The organism is Ruegeria sp. SAZA006 (genome assembly GCF_059613465.1).
The window spans coordinates 65,021-87,283 of the sequence record NZ_JBXWSO010000008.1 but is presented as its reverse complement, the minus strand read 5'-3'; the positions used below and the strand labels follow the sequence as shown (position 1 = coordinate 87,283).

Genomic DNA, 22,263 nt, shown 5'->3' with positions numbered 1-22,263 from the left:
GGGAAAGATATGCTTCAACCAAAGCGTACAAAATTCCGCAAGATGCACAAAGGCCGGATCAAGGGCGAAGCCAAAGGCGGCTCTGATCTGAACTTTGGCACCTACGGTCTGAAAGCCCTGCAGCCCGAGCGCGTCACCGCACGCCAGATCGAAGCTGCTCGTCGTGCCATGACCCGTCACATGAAACGTCAAGGTCGCGTCTGGATCCGGATCTTCCCGGATACTCCCGTGACCTCGAAGCCGACCGAAGTCCGTATGGGTAAAGGTAAAGGCTCGGTCGACTATTGGGCAGCCAAAGTGAAGCCCGGTCGCGTGATGTTCGAGATTGACGGCGTCAACGATGAAATCGCGCGCGAGGCCCTGCGCCTGGCTGCGATGAAGCTGCCGATCAAGACCCGCGTGGTGGTCCGCGAGGACTGGTAAGCCGGTCTTTCTAACACTTCAGAAAACCCCGCCGTTCCGGCGGGGTTTTTTGTTTTACGGATGGCTTGGGTTAGGCTCAGCTTCAGCTTTTGATATTTCGGAAAAGCCTAAAACAGGGGCCCCAAATGACTTTGAAGTCAGAGATTGAAAAGATTGACGACGGCTTCTTTGCCGCACTGAACGCTATGTTCGAGGGTGACGTTGCACCAATGGAGGCGCTGTGGTCGCACGCAGACGACGTCATCTATATGGGGCCATCACCCGATCTGTTCCACATCGGGTGGAAGGTCACGGATCAGGATTGGGTCGCGCAGGGTCGGGCGCATCTGGGCGGGTCGATCAAAGTGCTGAACCGGCATGTTGTGCTAGGGGATACGCTTGCCACCGTGCATCACGTCGCCGAGGCATCGGGGCAGGGCGATGGGTCCGGTATCCGGATGCGCGGCACGAATGTCTATCGCCATGAAGGTGGAGCGTGGAAGCTGATCGCGCACCACAGCGACCCGTTGCCCTATATTGACTTGTGACAGCTGCAGCGGTTTTCCCGAATCGAAGAAAGTTCCTCTATCGCGCCTTGGCGTCGAATGGGGTAATGGACGCCCATGGCACAGATTGAATCACTCTTCGTTACCCGTCTCTACCGCGCCGCTCTGTCTGAGTTCGATCCAAGGATTGATCCGGAGGAGCTGGAGAACTCGTGTCTTGTCATCGCTGAGGATGACGAGGCCGGGCAGGAGTGGTGCGAAAAGAACGGCTATCCAGGTTACACCAGTTATGCCTCGTTGACTGATCTGCCTTGGCGGTTTCCGATCTTTCAGGATTTGGTGAAGACTTTGGATCAGCACGTGGCTGCATTCGCAAAAGACCTTGAGTTCGATCTCGATGACCGGGAATTGAAGCTGGAGGATCTTTGGATCAACATCCTGCCCGAGGGTGGAATGCATGCCAGCCACATCCATCCGCACAGTGTGATTTCTGGAACGACCTATGTGTCAATGCCGGAAGGCGCCAGCGCGCTTAAGCTTGAAGACCCCCGCTCGGGCCGCATGATGGCCGCGCCGGTGCGCCGCAAGGGCGCCCGACGCGAATTGCAGCCCTTCATTTATATGAAGCCGAAGGTCGGCGACGTTCTGCTGTGGGAAAGCTGGCTGCGCCACGAGGTGCCGATGAACATGGCCGAGGAAGAGCGGATTTCGGTAAGTTTTAACTATAAGTGGGAGTGAACCCCTAGGGGCGTATTCAACTGCCCGCATTGCGCCGGTTTGATCTGCGCCCATAGGCGACGACTGTCGTCGTCCTGCGAACCGAAATTGATGCGTGGCCGAATGCCCCATTCCGCAGCCGTTCTCTGGCGCCGGTCGGTTCGAGATGCCTATACCTTCCCTTTGAAAAGAAAGGCAGGTCCAGCGCAAGCCCCCTTTTGACCAGCTCCGCGCCGATGTCCTGCCCATTGGGTAGGTATCCAATTCCAACTAGCCGGTCGTAAGATGTTTCGCCGTTCAGCTTGACGGTAATCTCCTGACCTTTGCAGATTTCGACCATCGTCCACTTTGCCTTTAGACCCCATGGCATGTCCAGCTCGGGCGCATCAATGCCGGCTAGACGGATCTTTGTTCCACGGACAATGATTGTGTCGCCATCGATCACATAAGCGCGCCCCGTCAGAACGCGGTTGGAGAGAGCAACACTAGGCTGTTGTCGCGGGATTGCTCGTTTCCGTGTGGAGGCTTGCGTAGGTTTTTGAAGGCCTCTATGACGGGCGACAAAGCGTGGCTTTCTTGATATTAAAACAACTAGAAGTGCCGCGAACCCAATTAGGACAACCAGTTCCATTTTTTCCACCGTTCCTAAGTCAGCGGGATAAAGATACTTCAAGGGTTTCACGTGTCTTTTGAGTTTCGGCCAAACCCGTTTCCACAAAAGACAACGCGCAAGTGGTAAGGTTCTGACGTGACCCGTTGGTTGCCCGGTTCTGGCTGCAAAACTTTCCCTTGCCACCCACCCATCAAACCCTTATACGGCGGCATCCTGCGGTCTCCCGGCGTTGTCGGGCGATTCGCATGTCTATCATTCATCCACCAGGTCCAAGGTGACCCGTGTACGGGGCCTTCTGGTGTTTTGAGCAAAGGAAAAGGCGATGAACGCCCAAGAACTGCGTGAAAAGACCCCGGACCAGCTCCGCGAGGAACTGGCCAACCTGAAGAAAGAAAGCTTCAACCTGCGCTTTCAACAGGCCACCGGTCAGCTGGAAAACACTGCTGGTATCAAAGCGGCTCGCCGCAATGCTGCCCGCGTCAAAACCATCCTGAACGAAAAGGCCGCTGCCGCGGCATCCGAGGAGTAATCAGATGCCCAAGCGTATCCTGCAAGGCACCGTGACCAGCGACGCCAACGAACAGACCATCACCGTTCTGGTCGAGCGCCGTTTCAAGCACCCCCTGCTGCAGAAAACCGTTCGTAAGTCCAAGAAATACCGGGCTCACGACGAAAAGAACGCCTTCAAGGTCGGCGACACCGTACGCATCATCGAATGCGCGCCGAAATCGAAGACGAAACGTTGGGAGGTTCTGGAGGCCTAAGCCTCCGGGATTTTTCCATTTGTCGAAACCCTGGGGGATTTAACAAGACCAGCCCCCACAGGTCGGGAGAAACCACATGATCCAGATGCAGACCAATCTGGATGTCGCTGACAACTCCGGCGCCCGCCGAGTTCAGTGCATCAAGGTCCTGGGTGGTTCCAAGCGTAAATACGCCTCCGTCGGCGACATCATTGTCGTCTCGGTGAAGGAAGCCATCCCGCGCGGCCGCGTGAAGAAAGGTGACGTCCGCAAGGCCGTCGTCGTGCGCACCGCCAAAGAAGTCCGTCGCGAAGACGGCACCGCGATCCGCTTCGATCGCAACGCCGCCGTCATCCTGAACAACAACAACGAGCCCGTCGGTACCCGTATCTTCGGCCCCGTTGTTCGTGAACTGCGCGCGAAGAACTTCATGAAGATCATCTCGCTGGCTCCGGAGGTGCTGTAATCATGGCTGCTAAACTCCGCAAAGGCGACAAGGTCGTCGTGCTGGCCGGCAAGGACAAGGGCAAAGAGGGGACTATCACCTCGGTCGACCCCAAAGCCGGCAAAGCTGTCGTTGATGGCGTGAACATCGCCATCCGCCACACCCGCCAGTCGCAAACGTCGCAAGGTGGCCGCCTGCCCAAGGCTCTGCCGATCGACCTGTCGAACCTGGCCCTGCTGGACAAGAACGGCAAGGCAACCCGGGTCGGCTTCCGCATGGAAGGTGACAAGAAGGTTCGTTACGCTAAGACCACGGGGGACGTGATCGATGCTTGATGCTGCAACCTACACCCCGCGTCTGAAAGCTCAGTACGCTGAAACCATCCGTGCCGCTCTGAAAGAAGAGTTTGGCTACAAGAACGATATGCAGATCCCCAAGCTGGAGAAGATCGTTCTGAACATCGGCTGTGGTGCCGAGGCGGTGAAGGACTCGAAGAAGGCGAAAGCCGCGGTCGAAGATCTGACGGCGATTGCCGGTCAGAAGGCCGTTTCGACCAAGGCGAAGAAGTCGATCGCGGGTTTCCGCGTCCGTGAAGACATGCCGCTGGGCGCCAAGGTGACCCTGCGCGGCGACCGGATGTACGAATTCCTGGACCGTCTGATCACAATCGCGATGCCTCGCGTACGTGACTTCCGCGGTGTGAAACCGTCCTTCGATGGCCGTGGCAACTTTGCCATGGGCATGAAAGAGCACATCGTGTTCCCGGAAATCGACTTCGACAAGGTCGACGAGGTCTGGGGCATGGACATCGTAATTGCCACCACAGCGAAAACCGACGCTGAAGCAAAGGCACTGTTGAAAGCTTTCAACATGCCGTTCAACGCGTAAGCGCCGGGAGGATTGAGACATGGCTAAAAAAGCAATGATCGAACGCGAGAAGAAGCGCGCACGCCTGGTGGCACAGTATGCCGAAAAGCGTGCGGCTCTGAAAGAGATCGCGAATGACGAGAGCAAGCCGATGGAAGAGCGTTTCAAAGCGCGTCTGAAACTGGCGAAACTGCCGCGCAACAGCTCGGCTACCCGTCTGCACAACCGTTGTCAGCTGACCGGTCGTCCCCACGCTTACTACCGTAAGCTGAAGGTCAGCCGTATCGCGCTGCGCGAGCTGGGTTCTGCTGGTCAGATCCCCGGCATGGTGAAATCGAGCTGGTAAGGGAGAGACAGATATGAACGATCCTATCGGCGATATGCTCACCCGCATCCGCAACGCGCAAATGCGCGGCAAGTCCACCGTGATCACTCCGGCGTCGAAACTGCGCGCCTGGGTGCTGGACGTGCTGGCGGACGAAGGCTATATCCGCGGCTATGAAAAGACGACCGGTGAAAACGGTCATCCGGCTCTGGAAATCAGCCTGAAATACTACGAAGGCACCCCTGTCATTCGCGAACTGAAGCGGGTCTCGAAGCCCGGCCGTCGCGTATACATGGGCGTCAATGACATCCCGCAGGTTCGTCAGGGCCTGGGCGTGTCGATTGTCAGCACTCCGAAAGGTGTGATGTCGGACGCAAACGCTCGCTCCAACAACGTTGGTGGCGAAGTGCTCTGCACCGTCTTCTAAGGAGGTCTGCAATGTCTCGTATTGGTAAGAAACCGGTCGAGCTGCCCAGCGGCGTTACCGCCTCTGTGTCGGGTCAGACCATCGAAGTCAAAGGTCCGAAAGGCACCCGCAGCTTCACCGCAACCGACGACGTCACCCTGACGGTCGAAGACAACGTGGTCAAAATCGACCCGCGTGGTTCGTCCAAGCGTGCGCGTCAGCAGTGGGGCATGAGCCGCACCATGGTCGCCAACCTGGTGACCGGTGTGACCGAAGGCTTCAAGAAGGAACTGGAAATCCAGGGTGTGGGTTACCGCGCTCAGATGCAGGGCAACACCCTGAAGCTGAACCTGGGCTACAGCCACGATGTTGATTTCGTTGCTCCGGAAGGTGTCACCATCACCGCGCCGAAGCAGACCGAGATCGTTGTGGAAGGCATTGACCAGCAGCTGGTGGGCGAAACCGCGGCGAAAATCCGCGAGTGGCGCCGTCCCGAGCCTTACAAAGGCAAAGGTATCCGCTACAAGGGCGAGTTCATCTTCCGCAAGGAAGGCAAGAAGAAGTAAGGACGAACACAATGGCAAACAGCAAAAGAACCCTGTTTCTGAAGCGCCGCCTGCGCGTTCGGAACAAACTTCGCAAGGTCAACGCGGGTCGTCCGCGTCTGTCCGTACACCGTTCGAACAAGAACATCTCCGTTCAGCTGATCGACGACGTACGTGGCGTGACCCTGGCCTCGGCCTCGACCCTGGAAAAGGATCTGGGTGTTGTTGGCAAGAACAACGTCGAAGCGGCCACCAAAGTGGGCGCAGCCATCGCCGAGCGGGCCAAGAAGGCCGGCGTCGAAGAGGCTTATTTCGATCGTGGTGGCTTCCTGTTCCACGGCAAGGTGAAGGCAGTTGCCGACGCCGCGCGTGAAGGCGGCCTGAAAATCTAAGACCTGTGGGCGGGTTTCGATCCGCCCCGATGATCCGGGGGCCTCGGCGTCAGTCGAGGCTCACTTGGATTGAAGAAAACGGCGCCAAGCGCCACATGAGAAAAGGGATGCCAAATGGCAGAACGTGAAAACCGTCGGGGCCGTGGCCGCGACCGTGAAGAAGCACCGGAATTTGCCGATCGTCTGGTCGCAATCAACCGCGTGTCGAAAACCGTAAAAGGTGGTAAGCGCTTTGGCTTCGCCGCTCTGGTGGTTGTTGGCGATCAGAAAGGCCGCGTGGGCTTTGGCAAAGGTAAAGCGAAAGAAGTACCTGAAGCCATCCGTAAGGCGACCGAGCAAGCCAAGCGTCAGATGATCCGCGTGCAACTGCGCGAAGGTCGGACTCTGCACCACGACATCGAGGGCCGTCACGGCGCTGGTAAAGTGGTCATGCGCACCGCACCGGAAGGTACCGGTATCATCGCCGGTGGTCCGATGCGTGCCGTGTTCGAAATGCTGGGCGTGAAGGATGTTGTGTCCAAATCGCTGGGCTCGCAGAACCCGTACAACATGATCCGCGCCACCATCGACGGCCTTAAGAAAGAACAGAGCCCGCGTTCGGTTGCCGCGCGTCGTGGCAAAAAGGTCGCCGATATCCTGCCCAAGCGGGATGAAGCACCGGCTGAAGCCGAAGCGTAAGGAGAGCGAGCAATGGCAAAAACCATCGTCGTCAAGCAGATCGGTTCCCCGATCCGTCGCCCCGCCGAACAGCGCGCAACCCTGATCGGTCTGGGCCTGAACAAGATGCACAAGACCCGCGAATTGGAAGACACTCCGTCGATCCGCGGCATGGTCAACAAGATCCCGCATCTGGTTGAGATCATCGAAGAGCGCGGCTGAGCGCCAGCTTCGAAAGCCTAATGAACGCCTCCGATCTGATCGGGGGCGTTTTCTTTTTTAGCCGTCGCCTGTGCGGAATGTCGGAAGGCCGCCTTTTGCGGTGAACTAGGCCACGGCCTGGCCAGGAACTCGCAGATAGACACCTTTTTGCCCTCTGTCCTGACCTAAAAATCAAAACATAGCCAAACGGCTAACTTTTTATTGACGTAAGCGTTGCATTGAAATACTTAGCCTTATGGCTAACAAACTCGATACATTTTTTTCTGCGCTGGCCGATCCGACCCGGCGTGCCGTGATCGAACGGCTGATCACTGGCCCAGCGGCCGTGTCAGAGCTGCACGAAGCGCACGACATGGCGCTGCCATCGTTTCTGAAGCATCTCGGCAAGCTGGAATCCGCTGGAATGATCCGTTCGGAGAAGATCGGTCGGGTTCGCATGTTGCATATCGAAGCCGCCCCGATCGCCGAGGCGGAAGGTTGGTTGAAACAACAACGTCACCTCTGGGAAGGCCGGCTGGATCGCCTGTCCGCACTTGCCGAGCAAATAGAAAAGGAATCCGATGATGGCTGATTACGAAACTTTGATCCTGGAACGCGAGATTGCCTGCGCTCCCGACCGGCTGTTTCAGGTGTTGACCGACCGCGAGATGCGCCAGAAATGGGCCGCACCAGACGATGAAAGCGTAGTTTTGATCGATGTTTTCGACTGTCGACCCGGAGGCCGTGAGGAAACGCGATGTGGACCGAAAGAAGCGCCCGAGTTCAATACGACCAGCCTGTTCCACGTAGTCTCGCCGGAGTTTCTTTCATTGACCGAAACGCTGGTCATTCAGGGAGAGTTGGTCTCGGTCTCGCTGTGCGGCCACGAAATCATGCCGAATGGCCGTGGCAGTACGCTGCGCGTCACGTTGCAGATCACAAGCCTGGCCGGGCCAGAACTGTTTCAGGACTACAAAGGTGGCTGGTCTGCTGCTTTGGACAACCTGTCCCGGCTTGCGGCCAGTAGCGGTCACTCCTGATTTGTGCCGCCATGCCAAAAATGCATAGCGGCCAGTCCAAAACCATCGTTGTTAGCGGTAATTGAAGTGCCTATCTCAACCCTGTCCAAGACAGGAACCAAGTAAGTGACATCGGGGAATACGCCCCGACATTCGAAAGGAAATGAGATAATGGCACACACAGCGACCCTGACACATGGCGGCTTCAACCTGACCGCCCGTATCGCAAACCTGATCGAGCGCGTGAAAGAAAACCGCGCCCGGGCCAGCGAGTACACCCGCACGTATACCGAGTTGCAGCGTCTGAGCGACCGCGAGTTGAACGACATCGGCATCCGCCGGTGCGACATCGCCGACATCGCTCGCGAGCATGCCTACTGCTCGTAAAAAACGGGACGACAACAGAAGAAGCAGAGGCGCCCAAGTGGCGCCTCTTTTGTGTTTACGGATCCCACGCAGGCAGGAAAATAGTTGTCACCACAACTGCGACGTTGCGCGGCGCCGGGAATTGGGTCACTCCAATGCAGGCAAGCCGTCAGGGCACGAACACATTGGGCAGAGAGGGCAGAACATGGCACGGGACTTCCAGATTGCAATGCTGTGGGTCGAGGGGCCGCTCAGCTTTTTGGAACTGCTGTGCATCCAGTCTTACTTGGATATGGGCCACAGCGTGCGGCTATATACCTATAGCAATGTGACGAACATCCCTGAGGGTGTCGAGCACCGTGATGCCCGCGAGATTCTGCCGGATTCCGAATTTATCACTCATGAGCGCACCAACAGCCCCGCGCCGCATTCCGACAAGTTCCGGTACCGAATGCTGGCACAGGAGCCCGACCTGATTTGGGCAGACACCGATGCCTATTGCCTGAAACCCTATTCAACGGCGAATGGTCATTACTATGGGTATCTTGAGGGTGAGGTGGCGATCGGGGTTCTGGGTCTGCCGCAGGACAGTGAAACTCTGGCCAAGCTGATCGAGTACACGAATGATCCCTACCGTGTCCCGCCCTGGCTGCCCCCGCGCCACCGCCGGCCGTTGGAAGAGGCGCGCGACGCTGGAAACCCGACCAACGTTCCCGAGGCGTTGTGGGGCGTTTGGGGACCAAAGGCATTCACCTGGGCGCTGAAGGAAACAGGCGAGATAAAATACGCCCTGCCAGAGCATGTTTTTTACCCGATCAACTTTTCGCGGCGTCGGGCCCTTGCCCGGCCGAACGAAAATCTTGACCGGTTTTTCCACGAGGATACCGTCTCGATCCATTTGTACGGGCGCCGGATGCGGGCGATCATGCGAAAGAACCATGGCGGAATACCACATCCTGACAGCCTGGTCGGGCGACTTGTGGCCAAACATGGAATTGTGCCCCAAGATGCGCCCATCGCTGGCCGCGACGACTGAGCCGCTGCTGCAAGGCAATCAAAACTTGCAACTCGGGGCCCGAGGCTGTACTGCGCTCCGGTGGCGTGTTTGCCACGAGAATCAAAACCAAGAAATGCCGTGTTTGACCCATCACGCTTCGGGGTCAATTCCGGCGAAGGAGAAGCGACATGAAACTGCACGAATTGCGCGACAATCCCGGCGCGGTCAAGAAACGGACCCGCGTTGGCCGTGGTCCTGGCTCGGGCAAAGGTAAAATGGGTGGCCGTGGTATCAAAGGCCAGAAATCCCGTTCGGGTGTGGCCATCAATGGCTACGAAGGCGGCCAGATGCCTCTGTATCAGCGCCTGCCCAAGCGCGGCTTCAACAATCCGAACCGCAAGGAATTCGCCGTCATCAACCTGGGCCTGATCCAGAAATTCGTCGATGCCGGCAAGCTGGACGTTAAATCGGCCATCACCGAGGACGCACTGGTTGCCTCGGGTCTGGTGCGCCGCAAGCTGGACGGTATCCGCGTTCTGGCCAAGGGCGAAATCAGCGCCAAGCTGAACCTCGAAGTGACCGGCGCCTCTAAGGCGGCGATCGAAGCCGTGGAAAAAGCGGGCGGTTCACTGAAGGTCACAAAAGCCGCTGCGGCAGAGTAAGCGCTTGTGAGCGGGCGCCGACCCGCTTACATAGACCTCAGAGTTTTCCAAGACGCCGCCCGAGCCGGAAAACGGTTCCGGGCGGCGTTTTCATAAGAGAGACCGATTTATGGTATCAGCAGCAGAACAAATGGCAGCCAACACAAGCTGGGCTGCTCTGGGCAAGGCCACCGATCTGCGCAACCGCATCCTGTTCACGCTGGGTTTGCTGATCGTCTATCGTCTGGGCACCTTTATTCCGGTGCCGGGGATCGACGGTCAGGCGCTGCGCGAGTTCATGGAGCAGGCGGGGCAGGGCATCGGTGGGATGGTTTCGATGTTCACCGGCGGGGCGCTGGGGCGGATGGGTATCTTTGCCCTCGGCATCATGCCCTATATCTCGGCATCGATCATCGTACAGCTGCTGACCTCGATGGTGCCCGCGCTCGAACAACTCAAGAAAGAGGGCGAGCAGGGCCGCAAGAAAATCAACCAGTACACCCGTTTCGGCACCGTGGCGCTGGCCACCGTGCAGGCCTATGGCCTTGCGGTTTCGCTGGAATCGGGCGATTTGGCGACCGATCCGGGCCTGTATTTCCGCCTGTCCACGATGATCACGCTGGTCGGCGGCACCATGTTCCTGATGTGGCTGGGTGAACAGATCACCGCGCGCGGTATCGGCAACGGCATCTCGCTGATCATCTTCGTCGGCATCATCGCCGAGGTTCCGGCCGCACTGGCCCAGTTCCTGGCCTCGGGCCGTTCGGGCGCGATCAGCCCTGCCGTGATCGTCGGCGTGATCGTGATGGTGATCGCCGTTATCACCTTCGTGGTGTTCATGGAGCGCGCGCTCCGCAAGATCCACATCCAGTACCCGCGCCGCAATGTCGGCATGAAGGTCTACGAGGGCGGCTCGAGCCATCTGCCGGTCAAAGTCAACCCGGCCGGCGTTATTCCGGCGATCTTCGCCAGCTCGCTGCTGCTGCTGCCGGTCACGATCTCGACCTTCTCGTCGGGCGCTGCAAACGGACCGATCATGTCGTGGCTGCTGGCCAATTTCGGACCGGGACAGCCGCTGTACCTGCTGTTCTTCGCTTCGATGATCGTGTTCTTTGCCTATTTCTACACGTTCAACGTGTCGTTCAAGCCGGATGACGTGGCGGACAACCTGAAAAAGCAGAACGGCTTTGTGCCTGGCATCCGTCCCGGAAAGAAGACCGCCGAGTATCTGGAATACGTGGTCAACCGCGTACTGGTTCTGGGCTCGGCCTATCTGGCGGCGGTCTGCCTGCTGCCTGAAATTCTGCGCGGCCAGTTCGCCATCCCATTCTATTTCGGCGGTACCTCGGTTCTGATCATCGTCTCTGTGACCATGGACACGATCCAACAGGTTCAGAGCCACCTGCTGGCGCATCAATACGAAGGGCTGATCGAAAAGTCCCAGTTGCGCGGCAAAGGCAAGAAACGCGGCAGGAAGGGACCCGCTCGTCGATGAATATCATTCTTCTGGGCCCCCCGGGGGCAGGCAAGGGTACGCAGGCACGTCACCTGGTTGAAACGCGGGGCATGATCCAGCTCAGCACCGGTGACATGCTGCGCGAGGCCCGCAGCTCGGGAACCGAGATGGGCAAGAAGGTGGCCGCGATCATGGACGCGGGCAAGCTTGTCACCGACGAGATCGTGATTGGCCTGATCGAAGAGAAACTGACCACCGAAAAGGGCGCAGGCTTCATCTTCGACGGCTTTCCACGCACCTTGGCCCAGGCTGACGCCTTGTCGGCCCTTCTGACCAAGCTGGGCCAGTCGCTGCACACCGTGATCGAAATGCGCGTGGATGACGAGGCTCTGGTTGAACGGATCACTGCCCGGTCGACCTGTGGCGGTTGCGGCGAGGTCTACAATGACAAGACCAAACCGATCCCAGCCGATGGCAAATGTACCAATTGCGGCAAGGAAAACGATTTCGTCCGTCGTGCCGACGACAACGAGGAAAGCCTGCGCACCCGGCTTATGGAATATTACAAGAAGACCTCACCGTTGATTGGCTATTACTACGCCAAGGGCGATCTTCGACCGGTGAACGGGCTGGCGGACATCAAGGAAGTCCGGGCCTCGATCGCAGCCATATTGGGTTAAGCTTGCAAAGGGCTTGACGCCAAGCCCAAAAGCCCATATCGACCCCCATCCCTTTGGGGAATCAATCGCGCATGCGGGATTCGTTCCGCATGTATAGACCACCTCGAATAATGCTGAACCCTCTGGCCACACTGCCACGGTTAGGCGTTGTGAAAAAAGGTTCTGGAACTACGGAACCGCAACGAAAGGAAAGTGACACGTGGCACGTATTGCCGGCGTAAACATCCCGACTGCAAAGCGGGTACCAATCGCCCTCACATATATCACCGGTATCGGCAACACCTCGGCCAAAGCGATCTGCGAAGCCGTTGGCATCGACACGACTCGTCGCGTCAATGAATTGTCGGATGCCGAAGTTCTGGCCATCCGCGAATACATCGACGCCAACTTCACCGTCGAAGGTGACCTGCGTCGCGAAGTTCAGATGAACATCAAGCGTCTGATGGACCTGGGCTGCTATCGCGGTCTGCGTCACCGCCGCAACCTGCCGGTTCGCGGTCAGCGTACCCACACCAACGCTCGTACCCGCAAAGGCCCCGCAAAGGCCATCGCTGGTAAGAAGAAATAAGGGAGGGTCTGACTGATGGCACGTGACAAGACTCGCGTTAAGCGCAAAGAGCGTAAGAACATCGCATCGGGCGTCGCCCATGTGAACTCGACCTTCAACAACACCAAGATCCTGATCTCGGACGTGCAGGGCAACGCCATCGCTTGGTCGTCGGCCGGCACCATGGGCTTCAAGGGATCGCGGAAATCGACCCCCTACGCCGCTCAGATGGCTGCAGAAGACGCAGGCAAGAAGGCGCAGGAACATGGCGTCAAGACGCTGGAAGTCGAAGTTCAGGGCCCCGGTTCGGGTCGTGAATCGGCTCTGCGCGCGCTGGCTGCCGTGGGCTTCAATATCACGTCGATCCGCGACGTGACCCCGATTGCCCACAATGGCTGCCGCCCACCGAAGCGCCGCCGCGTCTAACCGATCGAATTACCAGGCTGGGGCCGTGTTTTTACACGGCCCCGGTTCGCCGTTTTGAAACCTCGGGCGTCTGCACCTGATTGGTCATGGGGCGCAGACAGGAATGGAGGGATTACATGATCCACAAGAATTGGGCAGAATTGATCAAGCCGACCCAGCTGGAAGGCAAGCCGGGCAACGATCCCGCGCGGCAGGCAACCCTGGTTGCGGAGCCGCTTGAGCGTGGCTTTGGTCTGACCCTGGGCAACGCGCTGCGCCGTGTTCTGATGAGCTCGCTGCAAGGCGCGGCCATCACCAGCGTCCAGATCGACAACGTCCTGCACGAGTTCAGCTCGGTCGCAGGCGTTCGTGAAGACGTTACTGACATCATCCTGAACCTCAAGCAGGTTGCTCTGCGCATGGAAGTCGAAGGGCCCAAGCGCCTGTCGATCAATGCCAAAGGCCCCGCAGTTGTCACCGCCGGTGATATCAGCGAAAGCGCCGGCATCGAGGTTCTGAACCGTGATCACGTCATCTGCCACCTGGACGATGGCGCCGAGCTGTTCATGGAACTGACCGTCAACACCGGCAAAGGCTATGTCTCGGCCGAGAAGAACAAGCCCGAAGATGCGCCCATCGGCCTGATCCCGATCGACGCGATCTACTCGCCGGTCAAGAAGGTCGCCTATGACGTTCAGCCGACCCGTGAAGGCCAGGTTCTGGACTATGACAAGCTGACCCTGAAGATCGAAACCGACGGCTCGATCACACCCGAGGACGCGCTGGCCTTTGCCGCGCGCATCCTGCAGGATCAGCTGTCGATCTTCGTCAACTTCGACGAACCGGAATCGGCTGGTCGCCAGGACGAGGACGATGGTCTGGAGTTCAACCCGCTGCTGCTGAAGAAAGTGGACGAGCTGGAACTGTCGGTCCGTTCGGCAAACTGCCTGAAGAACGACAACATCGTCTATATCGGCGATCTGATCCAGAAGACCGAAGCCGAGATGCTGCGCACTCCGAACTTCGGCCGAAAGTCGCTGAACGAGATCAAGGAAGTGCTGTCCGGCATGGGTCTGCACCTCGGCATGGATGTCGAGGATTGGCCGCCCGACAACATCGAAGATCTGGCGAAGAAATTCGAAGACGCGTTCTAAGCGCGTCTTCGCCAATGCCCGGGCTGCCGGGGACCGTATGGGCATTTCCGCCCCAAGGAGAGCCGGTGACACGCATCGCCGGCCAGACAAAGCAAAACGCGAAAGAAGGAATTAAAAAATGCGTCACGCACGTGGTTACCGCCGCCTGAACCGTACTCATGAGCACCGCAAGGCCCTGTTCTCGAACATGGCCGGCTCGCTGATCGAGCACGAACAGATCAAGACGACCCTGCCCAAGGCAAAAGAACTGCGCCCGATCGTTGAAAAACTGATCACGCTGGGCAAGCGCGGCGACTTGCACGCCCGCCGTCAGGCCGCAGCTCAGCTGAAGGAAGACAAGGACGTCGCCAAGCTGTTCGAGGTTCTGGGCCCGCGCTACAAGGACCGTCAGGGCGGTTATGTCCGCATCCTGAAAGCCGGCTTCCGCTATGGCGACATGGCTCCGATGGCGATCATCGAATTCGTTGATCGTGACATCGACGCCAAAGGCGCAGCTGACAAGGCCCGCGTTGCCGCTGAAGAAGTGGACGTTGACGAAGAATAAGAACCGGCTACATTGCCGTTTCATGGCCCCTGTCCGGACATCCCGGGCAGGGGCTTTTTCTTATGGATCGCCTCGGTCGCGGCGGACATGGCAGCGGCAAGGTTTCGCGTGCTCTATTGCATTCGCGTGCCGACCTCCGCATATCTTCGGCGGATGATGAACGGAGCTGTCATGATACGCACGATCCTGGCCTTATGCCTGATGACACTGGCCACCCATGCCGGTGCCGAGACGCGGGTTCCTCAGTCACAGGTCGAGATTTCGATGGGTTTTGCCCCGGTGGTCAAAAAGGCGGCCCCGGCGGTGGTGAACATCTATGCCAAGATCGTCCGGCCCGGGCGCAGCAGCCCGATTTTCACGGATCCGTTCTTTCGCGACTTTTTCGGTGGTGGGTTCGGTGCCCCGCGGCCGCGGGTGCAAAACTCGCTGGGGTCGGGCGTCATCCTGACCGAGGACGGCTATGTTGTCTCGAACTATCACGTTGTTGGCACCGCGACCGAGATCCGGGTCGTGACCACGGATCGTCGCGAGTTCCAAGCCGAGGTCGTTCTGGGCGACGAGGAAAGCGACATCGCCATCCTGCGCCTGCAGGACGCGCAGGGACTGCCGTTTCTGCGTCTGCGGGATTCTGACCATGTCGAGGTGGGGGAGTTGGCTCTGGCCATTGGCAACCCGTTCGGCGTCGGGCAGACCGTTTCGTCCGGCATCATTTCGGGGCTGGCGCGGTCTGGCACCGCCACGGGCAATGCGCGGGGCTATTTCATTCAGACCGATGCGCCGATCAACCCGGGCAATTCCGGTGGCGCCCTGATCGACGTGAATGGTGACCTGATCGGCATCAACACCTCGATCCTGACGCGGTCGGGTGGATCCAATGGGATTGGCTTCGCCATTCCGGCCAATCTGGTCGCAGAGTTTCTGCGGCAGGCCCAGGAAGGAAACGACGGTTTCGTCAGCCCTTGGGCGGGTATGGCCGGACAGACCATGAGCGCGGACATTGCCGAATCCCTTGGGCTTTCGCTGCCGCAGGGCGTTGTGATCTCGGATCTCCATCCGCTTAGCCCGTTGGCCGAAGCCGGCTTGCGGGTCGGCGACATCGTCACGCATGTGGACGGCGAAGAGGTGAATTCTCCGGCTGAGATGAAGTTCCGCATGTCTGTGGCGGGTGTTGGCGGGACATCCGTTCTGACCCGGCTCCGCGGCAGCGAGCGTGCTGAGGTCAGCGTCGATCTGGTGCCCGCGCCCGAGACGCCTCCGGCCGAGGAAACCACTCTGGACGATCGCACGGTTCTGCCGGGTATGACGGTTGCGCGCATCAACCCGGCGATGATTGCCAAGATGGGCCTGCTTCTTTCGCAGACCGGTGTGGTCGTGGTCGACCCCGGCCCATATGGTGCTCGGGCCGGCTTGCGGCCCGGCGATGTCATTAATGCCGTGAACGGGCGACATGCTGAACGCCCGCGCGACATCGTTCGGGCGCTGCGCGACCCGGGGCGGCGGGTGCAGATCGATCTGGTGCGCGGTGGCAAGCCTGTGTCGTTGCGGTTCAGGCTCTGACGGCATGAGTGACCTGTTCGACACCGAAGACCAGGGCTCCGAGCCGGCCCCGAACCGCCCGCTGGCCGACCGGCTGCGGCCCCAGGCGTTGTCCGAGGTGATCGGGCAGCAACAGGTTCTGGGCCCCGAGGCGCCGCTGGGGGTGATGCTGGCGTCGGGCAGCCTGTCCAGCCTGATCTTCTGGGGGCCGCCTGGGGTGGGCAAGACCACCATCGCGCGGTTGCTGGCCAAGGAAACCGACCTTCATTTCGAACAGATCAGCGCGATCTTCACCGGCGTTCCCGACCTCAAGAAGGTGTTCGAGGCCGCCAAGTTGCGGCGGCGGAACGGTAAGGGGACACTGTTGTTCGTGGACGAGATCCATCGCTTCAACAAGGCCCAACAGGACGGGTTCCTGCCGCATATGGAGGACGGGACGATCCTTCTGGTGGGCGCGACCACGGAAAACCCTTCGTTCGAGTTGAATGCCGCCGTGCTCAGCCGCGCGCAGGTTCTGGTGCTGGAACGGCTGGACCTGACCGATCTGGAACGCCTGACTCAGCGTGCCGAAAAAGAGCTGGGCAAGGCTCTGCCCCTGGCACCCGCAGCCCGCGATGCGCTGCAGGAAATGGCGGATGGAGACGGTCGGGCGCTGTTGAACCTGATCGAACAGATCGCGGCCTGGTCGGTGGACGCGCCGCTGGACCCCGACGCGTTGGCCAAGCGCCTGATGCGCCGCGCCGCGAAATACGACAAGTCGGGGGACGAGCACTACAACCTGATCTCGGCGCTGCACAAATCGGTGCGCGGGTCCGACCCGGATGCGGCGCTGTACTGGTTCGCCCGGATGCTGACCGGGGGCGAGGATCCGCGCTATCTGGCCCGCCGCATCACCCGAATGGCGGTCGAGGATATCGGTCTGGCCGATCCGCAGGCCCAGTCGATCTGCCTGCATGCCTGGGAAGTGTACGAGCGGCTCGGGTCGCCCGAGGGTGAGTTGGCGCTGGCGCAGGCGGTCGTCTATCTGGCGCTGGCGCCCAAATCCAACGGGGCCTATGTGGGCTACAAGGCCGCGATGCGTCTGGCCAAACAGTCGGGCAGCGAGCCGCCGCCCAAACACATCCTGAATGCGCCGACCGGATTGATGAAGGATCAGGGCTACGGCGCGGGCTATGCCTATGACCATGATGCCGAGGACGGGTTCTCGGGGCAGAACTACTTTCCCGAGACCATGAAGCGGCCGGTTCTGTACCAACCGGTCGAACGCGGATTCGAGCGCGAGTTGAAAAAGCGTCTGGACTACTTTTCGAAACTGCGCAGCCAACGCAACGGGTCGTGACGTAAGGTCAGATCAGACCGTGCCGTCGCGTTCTGCGCGACACCCAAGGCGCGCCCGGGTTTCCCTGGGGTAACATGCCGCCAGGGAGGAGCGCAGATGACCGTTTCCATCGACAAGAGAGACGACGTGTGGACCATCATCCACGACCGGCCCCAGGCCAGAAACGCCGTAGATGCCGAACACGCGGCAGCCCTGGCCGAGGCCTTCATCGCCTTCGAGGACAGCACGGCCAAGGCCGCCGTGTTCTGGGGCAAGGGCGGCAATTTCTGCGCGGGCTGGGACCTAAAGATGGCAGCCACGCTGTCCGACCCGGACCTGCGCGAGCCCTATTTCGACAGGCACGCCTTTCCGATCGGGGCGGCGCCGTCGCTGCTGGGCCCTATGGGCCCATCGCGGCTGGAGCAGTCAAAGCCGGTCATCGGCGCGATCGAAGGTGCCGCTGTTGCCGGCGGCATGGAACTGGCCCTGTGGTGCGACATCCGGGTGATGGCCGAGGACGCCTATATGGGCGTCTATTGCCGCCGCTGGGGGATCACTCTGATGGATGGCGGTTCGGTGCGGCTGCCGCGGCTGGTCGGGCAGGGCAAGGCGCTTGAGATCGCGCTGACAGGGCGCAAGGTCGAAGCTGACGAGTGCGAACGGATCGGGCTGGCCGAGAAAATCGTGCCGCAGGGTGAAGCACGCACGGCGGCCGAAGCGATGGCGCACGAGATTGCCCGGTTCCCGCAGGAGGCCGTCCGCGCCGACCGCCGCTCGATCATCGAAACCAGGGGGATGCCGATGCGCGAGGCTTTGAAGGTCGAGTGGGCCAACGGGCTGGACGCCATCCGCCGCGAGGGCACGTCCGGCGCGGCTCGGTTCCGCGATGGGACCGGGCGGCACGGGGATTTCACCGATATCTGAACGGCCTTGGCCCGCGAACCCGTGAGCCTGCTTGACTCTTGCCTTGCGGCGCGCGACAGACGCGGATGTTTTCTGAGGCACTGACACGGGCGATTTTCCGGGCGCGCAGCATCCGGTCGCAAGGGGTATTGGCATGAGCGGCGTACAGATGATCACGGTCGAGCCGGGCGACGGCGACCAACGGTTGGACCGCTGGTTGCGGCGCCTGTTCCCGCATGTGAGCCAAGGCCGGATCGAAAAGATGTGCCGCAAGGGCGAACTGCGCGTGGACGGCGGGCGGGTCAAGGGCGCGACGCGGTTGCAGGCGGGGCAGGTGGTGCGCGTGCCGCCCCTGCCGGACCCGGATCACAAACCGGCCCCGGCCCGCCCCCGCGTGACCGATGCCGATGCGAAAATGATCCAGTCCTGCGTGATCTATCGCGACGACCATGTCCTGGCACTGAACAAGCCCCACGGCCTGCCCGTTCAGGGCGGCAGCGGTCAGGCCCGGCATGTGGATGGCCTCGCCGAGGCACTGCGCTTTGGCTATGACGAGAGCCCGCGGCTGGTGCACCGGCTCGACAAGGACACCTCGGGCGTGCTGCTGATGGCGCGTACGCGCGAAGCGGCCAAGGGCCTGACCGCGGCCTTCCGGCATCGCAACACGCGCAAGATCTACTGGGCGCTGGTGGCTGGCGTGCCGACCCCGTATCTGGGCGAGATCAAGACCGGGCTGGTCAAGGCCCCCGGTCATGGCAAGCAGGGGGAGGGCGAAAAGATGATCGCCGTCCACCTGAACGAGATCGACAGTACACCGGGTGCCAAACGAGCCCATACACTTTATGCCACGCTGTATCGGGTGGCGGGGCGTGCATCTTGGGTCGCGATGGAGCCCGTCACCGGCCGCACGCACCAGCTGCGCGCGCACATGGCGGCCATCGGGCACCCGATTATCGGCGATGGGAAATATGGCGGCTCGGGTCAGGAAAACCTAGGCGATGGCTGGGGCGCGCAGCTGGGCGGGGTCATCAGCAAAAAGCTGCACCTGCACGCCCGAACCGCGTCGTTCAAGCATCCGATGACCGGCAAGCAGGTCACGATCAACGCTCCGCTGCCGCCTCACATGAAGGACAGCTGGGATACTTTGGGCTGGACCGAAGATCTGGCCGCTGCAGATCCGTTCGAGGAGTTGCAATGACCGCGCCTCTGCGCCTGGTTCTGTTCGATGTCGACGGGACGCTGGTGGACAGCCAGGCCAGCATCGTGTCGGCCATGACCGCCAGTTTCCAGGCTCTGTCCCTTCCGGTGCCGGATCGCGCGGCGATCCTGTCGATCGTGGGGCTGTCCTTGCCGATTGCCATCGCACGCCTCGCGCCGGATCAGTCACAGGCAACTCAAAGCCGGTTGGTCGAAGGCTACAAAGAGGCGTATCACGCTCATCGGCTTGAGATGGGGGCGGCAAGTTCACCGCTCTATCCCGGCGCGCGCGAGATTATCGGATCGTTGCAGGCCGTGCCCGAGATCCTTCTGGGCGTGGCGACGGGTAAATCGCAGCGGGGGTTGGATGCCTTGCTCGAGGCGCACGGGTTGGATTCTGTCTTCGTCACCCGTCAGGTGGCGGACCATCATCCATCCAAGCCGCATCCCTCGATGATCGAAACGGCGCTTTTTGAAACAGGGGTGTCGGCCGGTGATGCGGTGATGATCGGCGACACCAGCTTTGACATGGAAATGGCGCGGGCCGCCGGGGTTGCGGGGATCGGCGTGGGCTGGGGCTATCATGATCGGTCGCAGCTAGGTGCGGCGTCCGCGGTGATCGACCGGTTCGAGCAGCTGCCCGGCGTCCTGACCGCAGTCTGGGGATAACGACATGAGTGAGTGGAAACCGAAACGCTTTTGGACAGGCAGTGCCGTGGTCGCGACCGATGGCGGCTATACTGTCGAATTGGACGGCCGCCGCGTGCGGACACCGGCCAAGGCTGCTCTGGTCCTGCCCACCCGGGCCATGGCCGAGGCGGTGGCCCGCGAATGGGACGCGCAGGAAAAGGAAATCGATCCGGCGACGATGCCCTTCACCCGTTCGGCCAACGCGGCAATCGACAAGGTGCAGCATCAGCACACGGAAGTCGCCGACATGTTGTCGGACTATGGCGATTCGGACCTGCTGTGCTATCGCGCAACGCACCCCGAAGCCCTGATCGAACGTCAGCGCCACGAATGGGATCCCGCGCTGGACTGGGCCGCGGAAACGCTGGGCGCCAGGCTGATCCCAGTTGAAGGCGTACGGCATCAGCCTCAAGCCCCCGAGGCACTGGACAGGCTGCGTCGGCAGGTTCACGGCCTGGACGCGTTCCGTCTGGCGGCGTTTCACGACCTTGTGAGCCTGTCGGGTTCGTTGATTCTGGGTTTTGCCGCTGCCCAAAACTGGCGCAAACCGGACGAGATATGGCGCATTTCTCGGCTGGATGAATCTTGGCAGGCCGAGCAATGGGGGGATGACGACGAGGCGGTCCAAGCCGCCGAACTCAAGAAGATTGCCTTTTTGCATGCGAAAACCTTCTACGATCTATCGGTTTGAGCCTTTCTGGTCCTGATTTGAGAGGCTTGGGCGGCTGCCTTGCCGGGAACATATCGTTTTCACTGATCCGACCCTTGACGTTTGTTTATGAATGCGCCCAAACTCGGGCGCACTAAAGGGGAGACACCTTTGGGGTAACCTATCCGGCTACCTTTGTGTGTCGGACAAGATCCGTCCCGGGATGGGGCGGGAAATCAGGAAGAGGTAAAAATGAAAAAATCCGTAATCTTGGGCGCGGCGACGATTGCCGGTCTTGCTGCCGGCGCGGCCGCGGCAGGAACCATGGACGACGTCAAAGCGCGCGGCAAGCTGAACTGCGGTGTGACCACCGGTCTGGTTGGCTTTGCTGCACCTGACGCGAATGGCGAATGGCAGGGCTTTGACGTTGCTGTATGCCGCGCAGTAGCCGCCGCCGTTCTGGGTGACGCGAACGCTGTTGAATTCGTTCCCACCACCGGCAAAACCCGCTTCACCGCTCTGGCTTCGGGCGAAGTTGACATGCTGGCCCGTAACACCACCTGGACCTTCAGCCGCGACGTCGACCTGAAGTTCGAATTCGTGGGTGTGAACTACTACGACGGTCAGGGCTTCATGGTTCCCAAGGCACTGGGCGTCAGCTCGGCCAAGGAACTGGATGGCGCAACCGTCTGCATCCAGACCGGCACCACTACCGAGCTGAACCTGGCGGACTTCTTCCGCTCGAACAACATCAGCTACGAGCCGGTTCCGATCGAAACCAACGCCGAAGCGCAGCAGCAGTACCTGGCAGGTGCCTGTGACGTTTACACCACCGACGCCTCGGGCCTGGCCGCAACCCGCGCCACGTTCGAAAACCCCGGTGATCACGTTCTGCTGCCCGAAATCATCTCGAAAGAGCCGCTGGGCCCGCTGGTCCGTCACGGCGACAACGAGTGGGGCGACATCGTTCGCTGGACCCTGAACGCGCTGATCTCGGCCGAAGAGCTGGGCATCACCTCGGCGAACATCGACGAGATGGCTGCAGGTACCGAGAACCCGGAAATCAACCGTCTGCTGGGTAGCGAAGGCACCCTGGGCGAGATGCTGGGCCTGGACGCACAGTGGGCCATGCGCGCCGTCAAGGCGGGTGGTAACTACGGCGAAGTGTTTGCCAAGAACATCGGTGAGGAAACCCCGATCGGTCTGGCACGCGGTCTGAACGCACAGTGGACCGATGGTGGCCTGCTGTACTCGCCGCCGTTCCGCTAAAATCCACGGAAAAGGGCGCAGGGCAACCTGCGCCCTTTTTTGCAAAACAGAATGCTACGGGCTGCTCGGGAGC

33 protein-coding genes are annotated in these 22,263 nt (G+C 60.3%); 32 read left to right on the top strand and 1 reads right to left on the bottom strand.

Annotated elements, in window-relative coordinates; all coding sequences use genetic code 11:
- Positions 1–9: 9 nt before the first annotated feature.
- The 3 genes from rplP to AC2FNZ_RS08990 all read left to right on the top strand — a co-directional run bounded on the left by rplP (position 10) and on the right by AC2FNZ_RS08990 (position 1,646).
- A complete protein-coding gene (gene rplP, locus AC2FNZ_RS09000; RefSeq protein ID WP_005980704.1) occupies positions 10–423 on the top strand; it encodes a 50S ribosomal protein L16 in 414 nt (137 codons plus the stop codon).
- A 125-nt stretch (positions 424–548) separates the two neighbouring features.
- Positions 549–950 (top strand): YybH family protein, encoded by a 402-nt coding sequence (locus tag AC2FNZ_RS08995; RefSeq protein ID WP_496840271.1) that lies wholly within the window; start codon positions 549–551, stop codon positions 948–950.
- A 75-nt stretch (positions 951–1,025) separates the two neighbouring features.
- Positions 1,026–1,646, top strand: coding sequence for a 2OG-Fe(II) oxygenase family protein (locus AC2FNZ_RS08990; protein ID WP_170392161.1), 621 nt, complete (start codon positions 1,026–1,028; stop codon positions 1,644–1,646).
- 16 nt (positions 1,647–1,662) lie between these two features.
- Here the strand turns inward: AC2FNZ_RS08990 and AC2FNZ_RS08985 are convergent, their stop codons facing one another.
- Positions 1,663–2,070: a thermonuclease family protein gene (locus tag AC2FNZ_RS08985; RefSeq protein ID WP_496840270.1), complete on the bottom strand. Its 408-nt coding sequence runs from the start codon at positions 2,068–2,070 to the stop codon at positions 1,663–1,665.
- A 490-nt stretch (positions 2,071–2,560) separates the two neighbouring features.
- Between AC2FNZ_RS08985 and rpmC the strand changes: the two genes are divergently transcribed.
- The 29 genes from rpmC (at position 2,561) to AC2FNZ_RS08840 (ending at position 22,190) form a co-directional block, all read left to right on the top strand.
- Positions 2,561–2,767 (top strand): 50S ribosomal protein L29, encoded by a 207-nt coding sequence (rpmC, locus tag AC2FNZ_RS08980; RefSeq protein ID WP_093965352.1) that lies wholly within the window; start codon positions 2,561–2,563, stop codon positions 2,765–2,767.
- Positions 2,768–2,771: 4 nt separating this feature from the next.
- Positions 2,772–3,002, top strand: coding sequence for a 30S ribosomal protein S17 (rpsQ, locus tag AC2FNZ_RS08975; RefSeq protein ID WP_170342963.1), 231 nt, complete (start codon positions 2,772–2,774; stop codon positions 3,000–3,002).
- A gap of 76 nt (positions 3,003–3,078) precedes the next feature.
- Entirely contained in the window at positions 3,079–3,447 is a 369-nt protein-coding gene (rplN, locus tag AC2FNZ_RS08970; protein WP_005621870.1) for a 50S ribosomal protein L14, read from the top strand.
- Positions 3,448–3,449: 2 nt separating this feature from the next.
- A complete protein-coding gene (gene rplX, locus AC2FNZ_RS08965; protein WP_093965356.1) occupies positions 3,450–3,761 on the top strand; it encodes a 50S ribosomal protein L24 in 312 nt (103 codons plus the stop codon).
- Positions 3,754–4,314, top strand: coding sequence for a 50S ribosomal protein L5 (gene rplE, locus AC2FNZ_RS08960; protein WP_093965358.1), 561 nt, complete (start codon positions 3,754–3,756; stop codon positions 4,312–4,314). Before rplX ends, rplE begins: the two co-directional genes overlap by 8 nt.
- A 19-nt stretch (positions 4,315–4,333) precedes the next feature.
- Complete coding sequence (gene rpsN / locus AC2FNZ_RS08955; protein WP_093965360.1) at positions 4,334–4,639, top strand: 30S ribosomal protein S14; 306 nt, start codon at positions 4,334–4,336, stop codon at positions 4,637–4,639.
- Between the two features lie 13 nt (positions 4,640–4,652).
- The gene (gene rpsH / locus AC2FNZ_RS08950; RefSeq protein WP_093965361.1) at positions 4,653–5,045 is read left to right on the top strand and encodes a 30S ribosomal protein S8; all 393 of its coding nucleotides are present in this window, start codon (positions 4,653–4,655) and stop codon (positions 5,043–5,045) included.
- A gap of 11 nt (positions 5,046–5,056) precedes the next feature.
- A complete protein-coding gene (gene rplF / locus AC2FNZ_RS08945) occupies positions 5,057–5,590 on the top strand; it encodes a 50S ribosomal protein L6 (protein WP_093965363.1) in 534 nt (177 codons plus the stop codon).
- Between the two features lie 11 nt (positions 5,591–5,601).
- Positions 5,602–5,961: a 50S ribosomal protein L18 gene (rplR, locus tag AC2FNZ_RS08940; protein WP_010437103.1), complete on the top strand. Its 360-nt coding sequence runs from the start codon at positions 5,602–5,604 to the stop codon at positions 5,959–5,961.
- A gap of 114 nt (positions 5,962–6,075) precedes the next feature.
- Entirely contained in the window at positions 6,076–6,639 is a 564-nt protein-coding gene (rpsE, locus tag AC2FNZ_RS08935; RefSeq protein ID WP_093965365.1) for a 30S ribosomal protein S5, read from the top strand.
- A gap of 12 nt (positions 6,640–6,651) precedes the next feature.
- Complete coding sequence (rpmD, locus tag AC2FNZ_RS08930) at positions 6,652–6,840, top strand: 50S ribosomal protein L30 (protein ID WP_093965366.1); 189 nt, start codon at positions 6,652–6,654, stop codon at positions 6,838–6,840.
- A 235-nt stretch (positions 6,841–7,075) separates the two neighbouring features.
- Positions 7,076–7,411: an ArsR/SmtB family transcription factor gene (locus AC2FNZ_RS08925; RefSeq protein ID WP_170342961.1), complete on the top strand. Its 336-nt coding sequence runs from the start codon at positions 7,076–7,078 to the stop codon at positions 7,409–7,411.
- Positions 7,404–7,859 carry an SRPBCC domain-containing protein gene (locus tag AC2FNZ_RS08920; protein WP_496832951.1) on the top strand — a complete coding sequence of 152 codons (456 nt, stop codon included), beginning with the start codon at positions 7,404–7,406 and terminating at the stop codon, positions 7,857–7,859. The genes AC2FNZ_RS08925 and AC2FNZ_RS08920 overlap by 8 nt, the downstream gene beginning before the upstream one ends.
- A 150-nt stretch (positions 7,860–8,009) precedes the next feature.
- Positions 8,010–8,225: a DUF1127 domain-containing protein gene (locus tag AC2FNZ_RS08915; RefSeq protein WP_170343462.1), complete on the top strand. Its 216-nt coding sequence runs from the start codon at positions 8,010–8,012 to the stop codon at positions 8,223–8,225.
- Positions 8,226–8,409: 184 nt separating this feature from the next.
- The gene (locus AC2FNZ_RS08910; protein WP_254430829.1) at positions 8,410–9,240 is read left to right on the top strand and encodes a hypothetical protein; all 831 of its coding nucleotides are present in this window, start codon (positions 8,410–8,412) and stop codon (positions 9,238–9,240) included.
- Between the two features lie 149 nt (positions 9,241–9,389).
- Positions 9,390–9,863 carry a 50S ribosomal protein L15 gene (rplO, locus tag AC2FNZ_RS08905; protein WP_496840269.1) on the top strand — a complete coding sequence of 158 codons (474 nt, stop codon included), beginning with the start codon at positions 9,390–9,392 and terminating at the stop codon, positions 9,861–9,863.
- Between the two features lie 109 nt (positions 9,864–9,972).
- Positions 9,973–11,337 carry a preprotein translocase subunit SecY gene (gene secY, locus AC2FNZ_RS08900; RefSeq protein WP_093965375.1) on the top strand — a complete coding sequence of 455 codons (1,365 nt, stop codon included), beginning with the start codon at positions 9,973–9,975 and terminating at the stop codon, positions 11,335–11,337.
- The gene (locus AC2FNZ_RS08895) at positions 11,334–11,978 is read left to right on the top strand and encodes an adenylate kinase (protein WP_093965377.1); all 645 of its coding nucleotides are present in this window, start codon (positions 11,334–11,336) and stop codon (positions 11,976–11,978) included. Before secY ends, AC2FNZ_RS08895 begins: the two co-directional genes overlap by 4 nt.
- A gap of 199 nt (positions 11,979–12,177) precedes the next feature.
- Positions 12,178–12,546 (top strand): 30S ribosomal protein S13, encoded by a 369-nt coding sequence (gene rpsM / locus AC2FNZ_RS08890; protein ID WP_093965378.1) that lies wholly within the window; start codon positions 12,178–12,180, stop codon positions 12,544–12,546.
- Between the two features lie 15 nt (positions 12,547–12,561).
- Positions 12,562–12,951, top strand: coding sequence for a 30S ribosomal protein S11 (rpsK, locus tag AC2FNZ_RS08885; protein WP_093965380.1), 390 nt, complete (start codon positions 12,562–12,564; stop codon positions 12,949–12,951).
- Positions 12,952–13,067: 116 nt separating this feature from the next.
- A complete protein-coding gene (locus AC2FNZ_RS08880; RefSeq protein WP_496840268.1) occupies positions 13,068–14,084 on the top strand; it encodes a DNA-directed RNA polymerase subunit alpha in 1,017 nt (338 codons plus the stop codon).
- A 118-nt stretch (positions 14,085–14,202) separates the two neighbouring features.
- A complete protein-coding gene (rplQ, locus tag AC2FNZ_RS08875; protein ID WP_093965383.1) occupies positions 14,203–14,628 on the top strand; it encodes a 50S ribosomal protein L17 in 426 nt (141 codons plus the stop codon).
- 171 nt (positions 14,629–14,799) lie between these two features.
- Positions 14,800–16,185 (top strand): trypsin-like peptidase domain-containing protein, encoded by a 1,386-nt coding sequence (locus AC2FNZ_RS08870; RefSeq protein ID WP_496840267.1) that lies wholly within the window; start codon positions 14,800–14,802, stop codon positions 16,183–16,185.
- A gap of 4 nt (positions 16,186–16,189) precedes the next feature.
- Positions 16,190–17,503 carry a replication-associated recombination protein A gene (locus AC2FNZ_RS08865; RefSeq protein WP_496840266.1) on the top strand — a complete coding sequence of 438 codons (1,314 nt, stop codon included), beginning with the start codon at positions 16,190–16,192 and terminating at the stop codon, positions 17,501–17,503.
- A 96-nt stretch (positions 17,504–17,599) separates the two neighbouring features.
- Entirely contained in the window at positions 17,600–18,406 is an 807-nt protein-coding gene (locus AC2FNZ_RS08860) for a crotonase/enoyl-CoA hydratase family protein (protein WP_496840265.1), read from the top strand.
- A 133-nt stretch (positions 18,407–18,539) separates the two neighbouring features.
- On the top strand, positions 18,540–19,583 hold the full coding sequence (locus AC2FNZ_RS08855) for an RluA family pseudouridine synthase (protein WP_496840264.1): 1,044 nt from the start codon (positions 18,540–18,542) through the stop codon (positions 19,581–19,583).
- Positions 19,580–20,251, top strand: coding sequence for an HAD-IA family hydrolase (locus AC2FNZ_RS08850; RefSeq protein WP_496840263.1), 672 nt, complete (start codon positions 19,580–19,582; stop codon positions 20,249–20,251). Before AC2FNZ_RS08855 ends, AC2FNZ_RS08850 begins: the two co-directional genes overlap by 4 nt.
- 4 nt (positions 20,252–20,255) lie before the next feature.
- Positions 20,256–20,963, top strand: coding sequence for an ATP12 family chaperone protein (locus AC2FNZ_RS08845; protein WP_496840262.1), 708 nt, complete (start codon positions 20,256–20,258; stop codon positions 20,961–20,963).
- 210 nt (positions 20,964–21,173) lie between these two features.
- Positions 21,174–22,190 carry an amino acid ABC transporter substrate-binding protein gene (locus tag AC2FNZ_RS08840; protein WP_093965393.1) on the top strand — a complete coding sequence of 339 codons (1,017 nt, stop codon included), beginning with the start codon at positions 21,174–21,176 and terminating at the stop codon, positions 22,188–22,190.
- Positions 22,191–22,263: the final 73 nt, after the last annotated feature.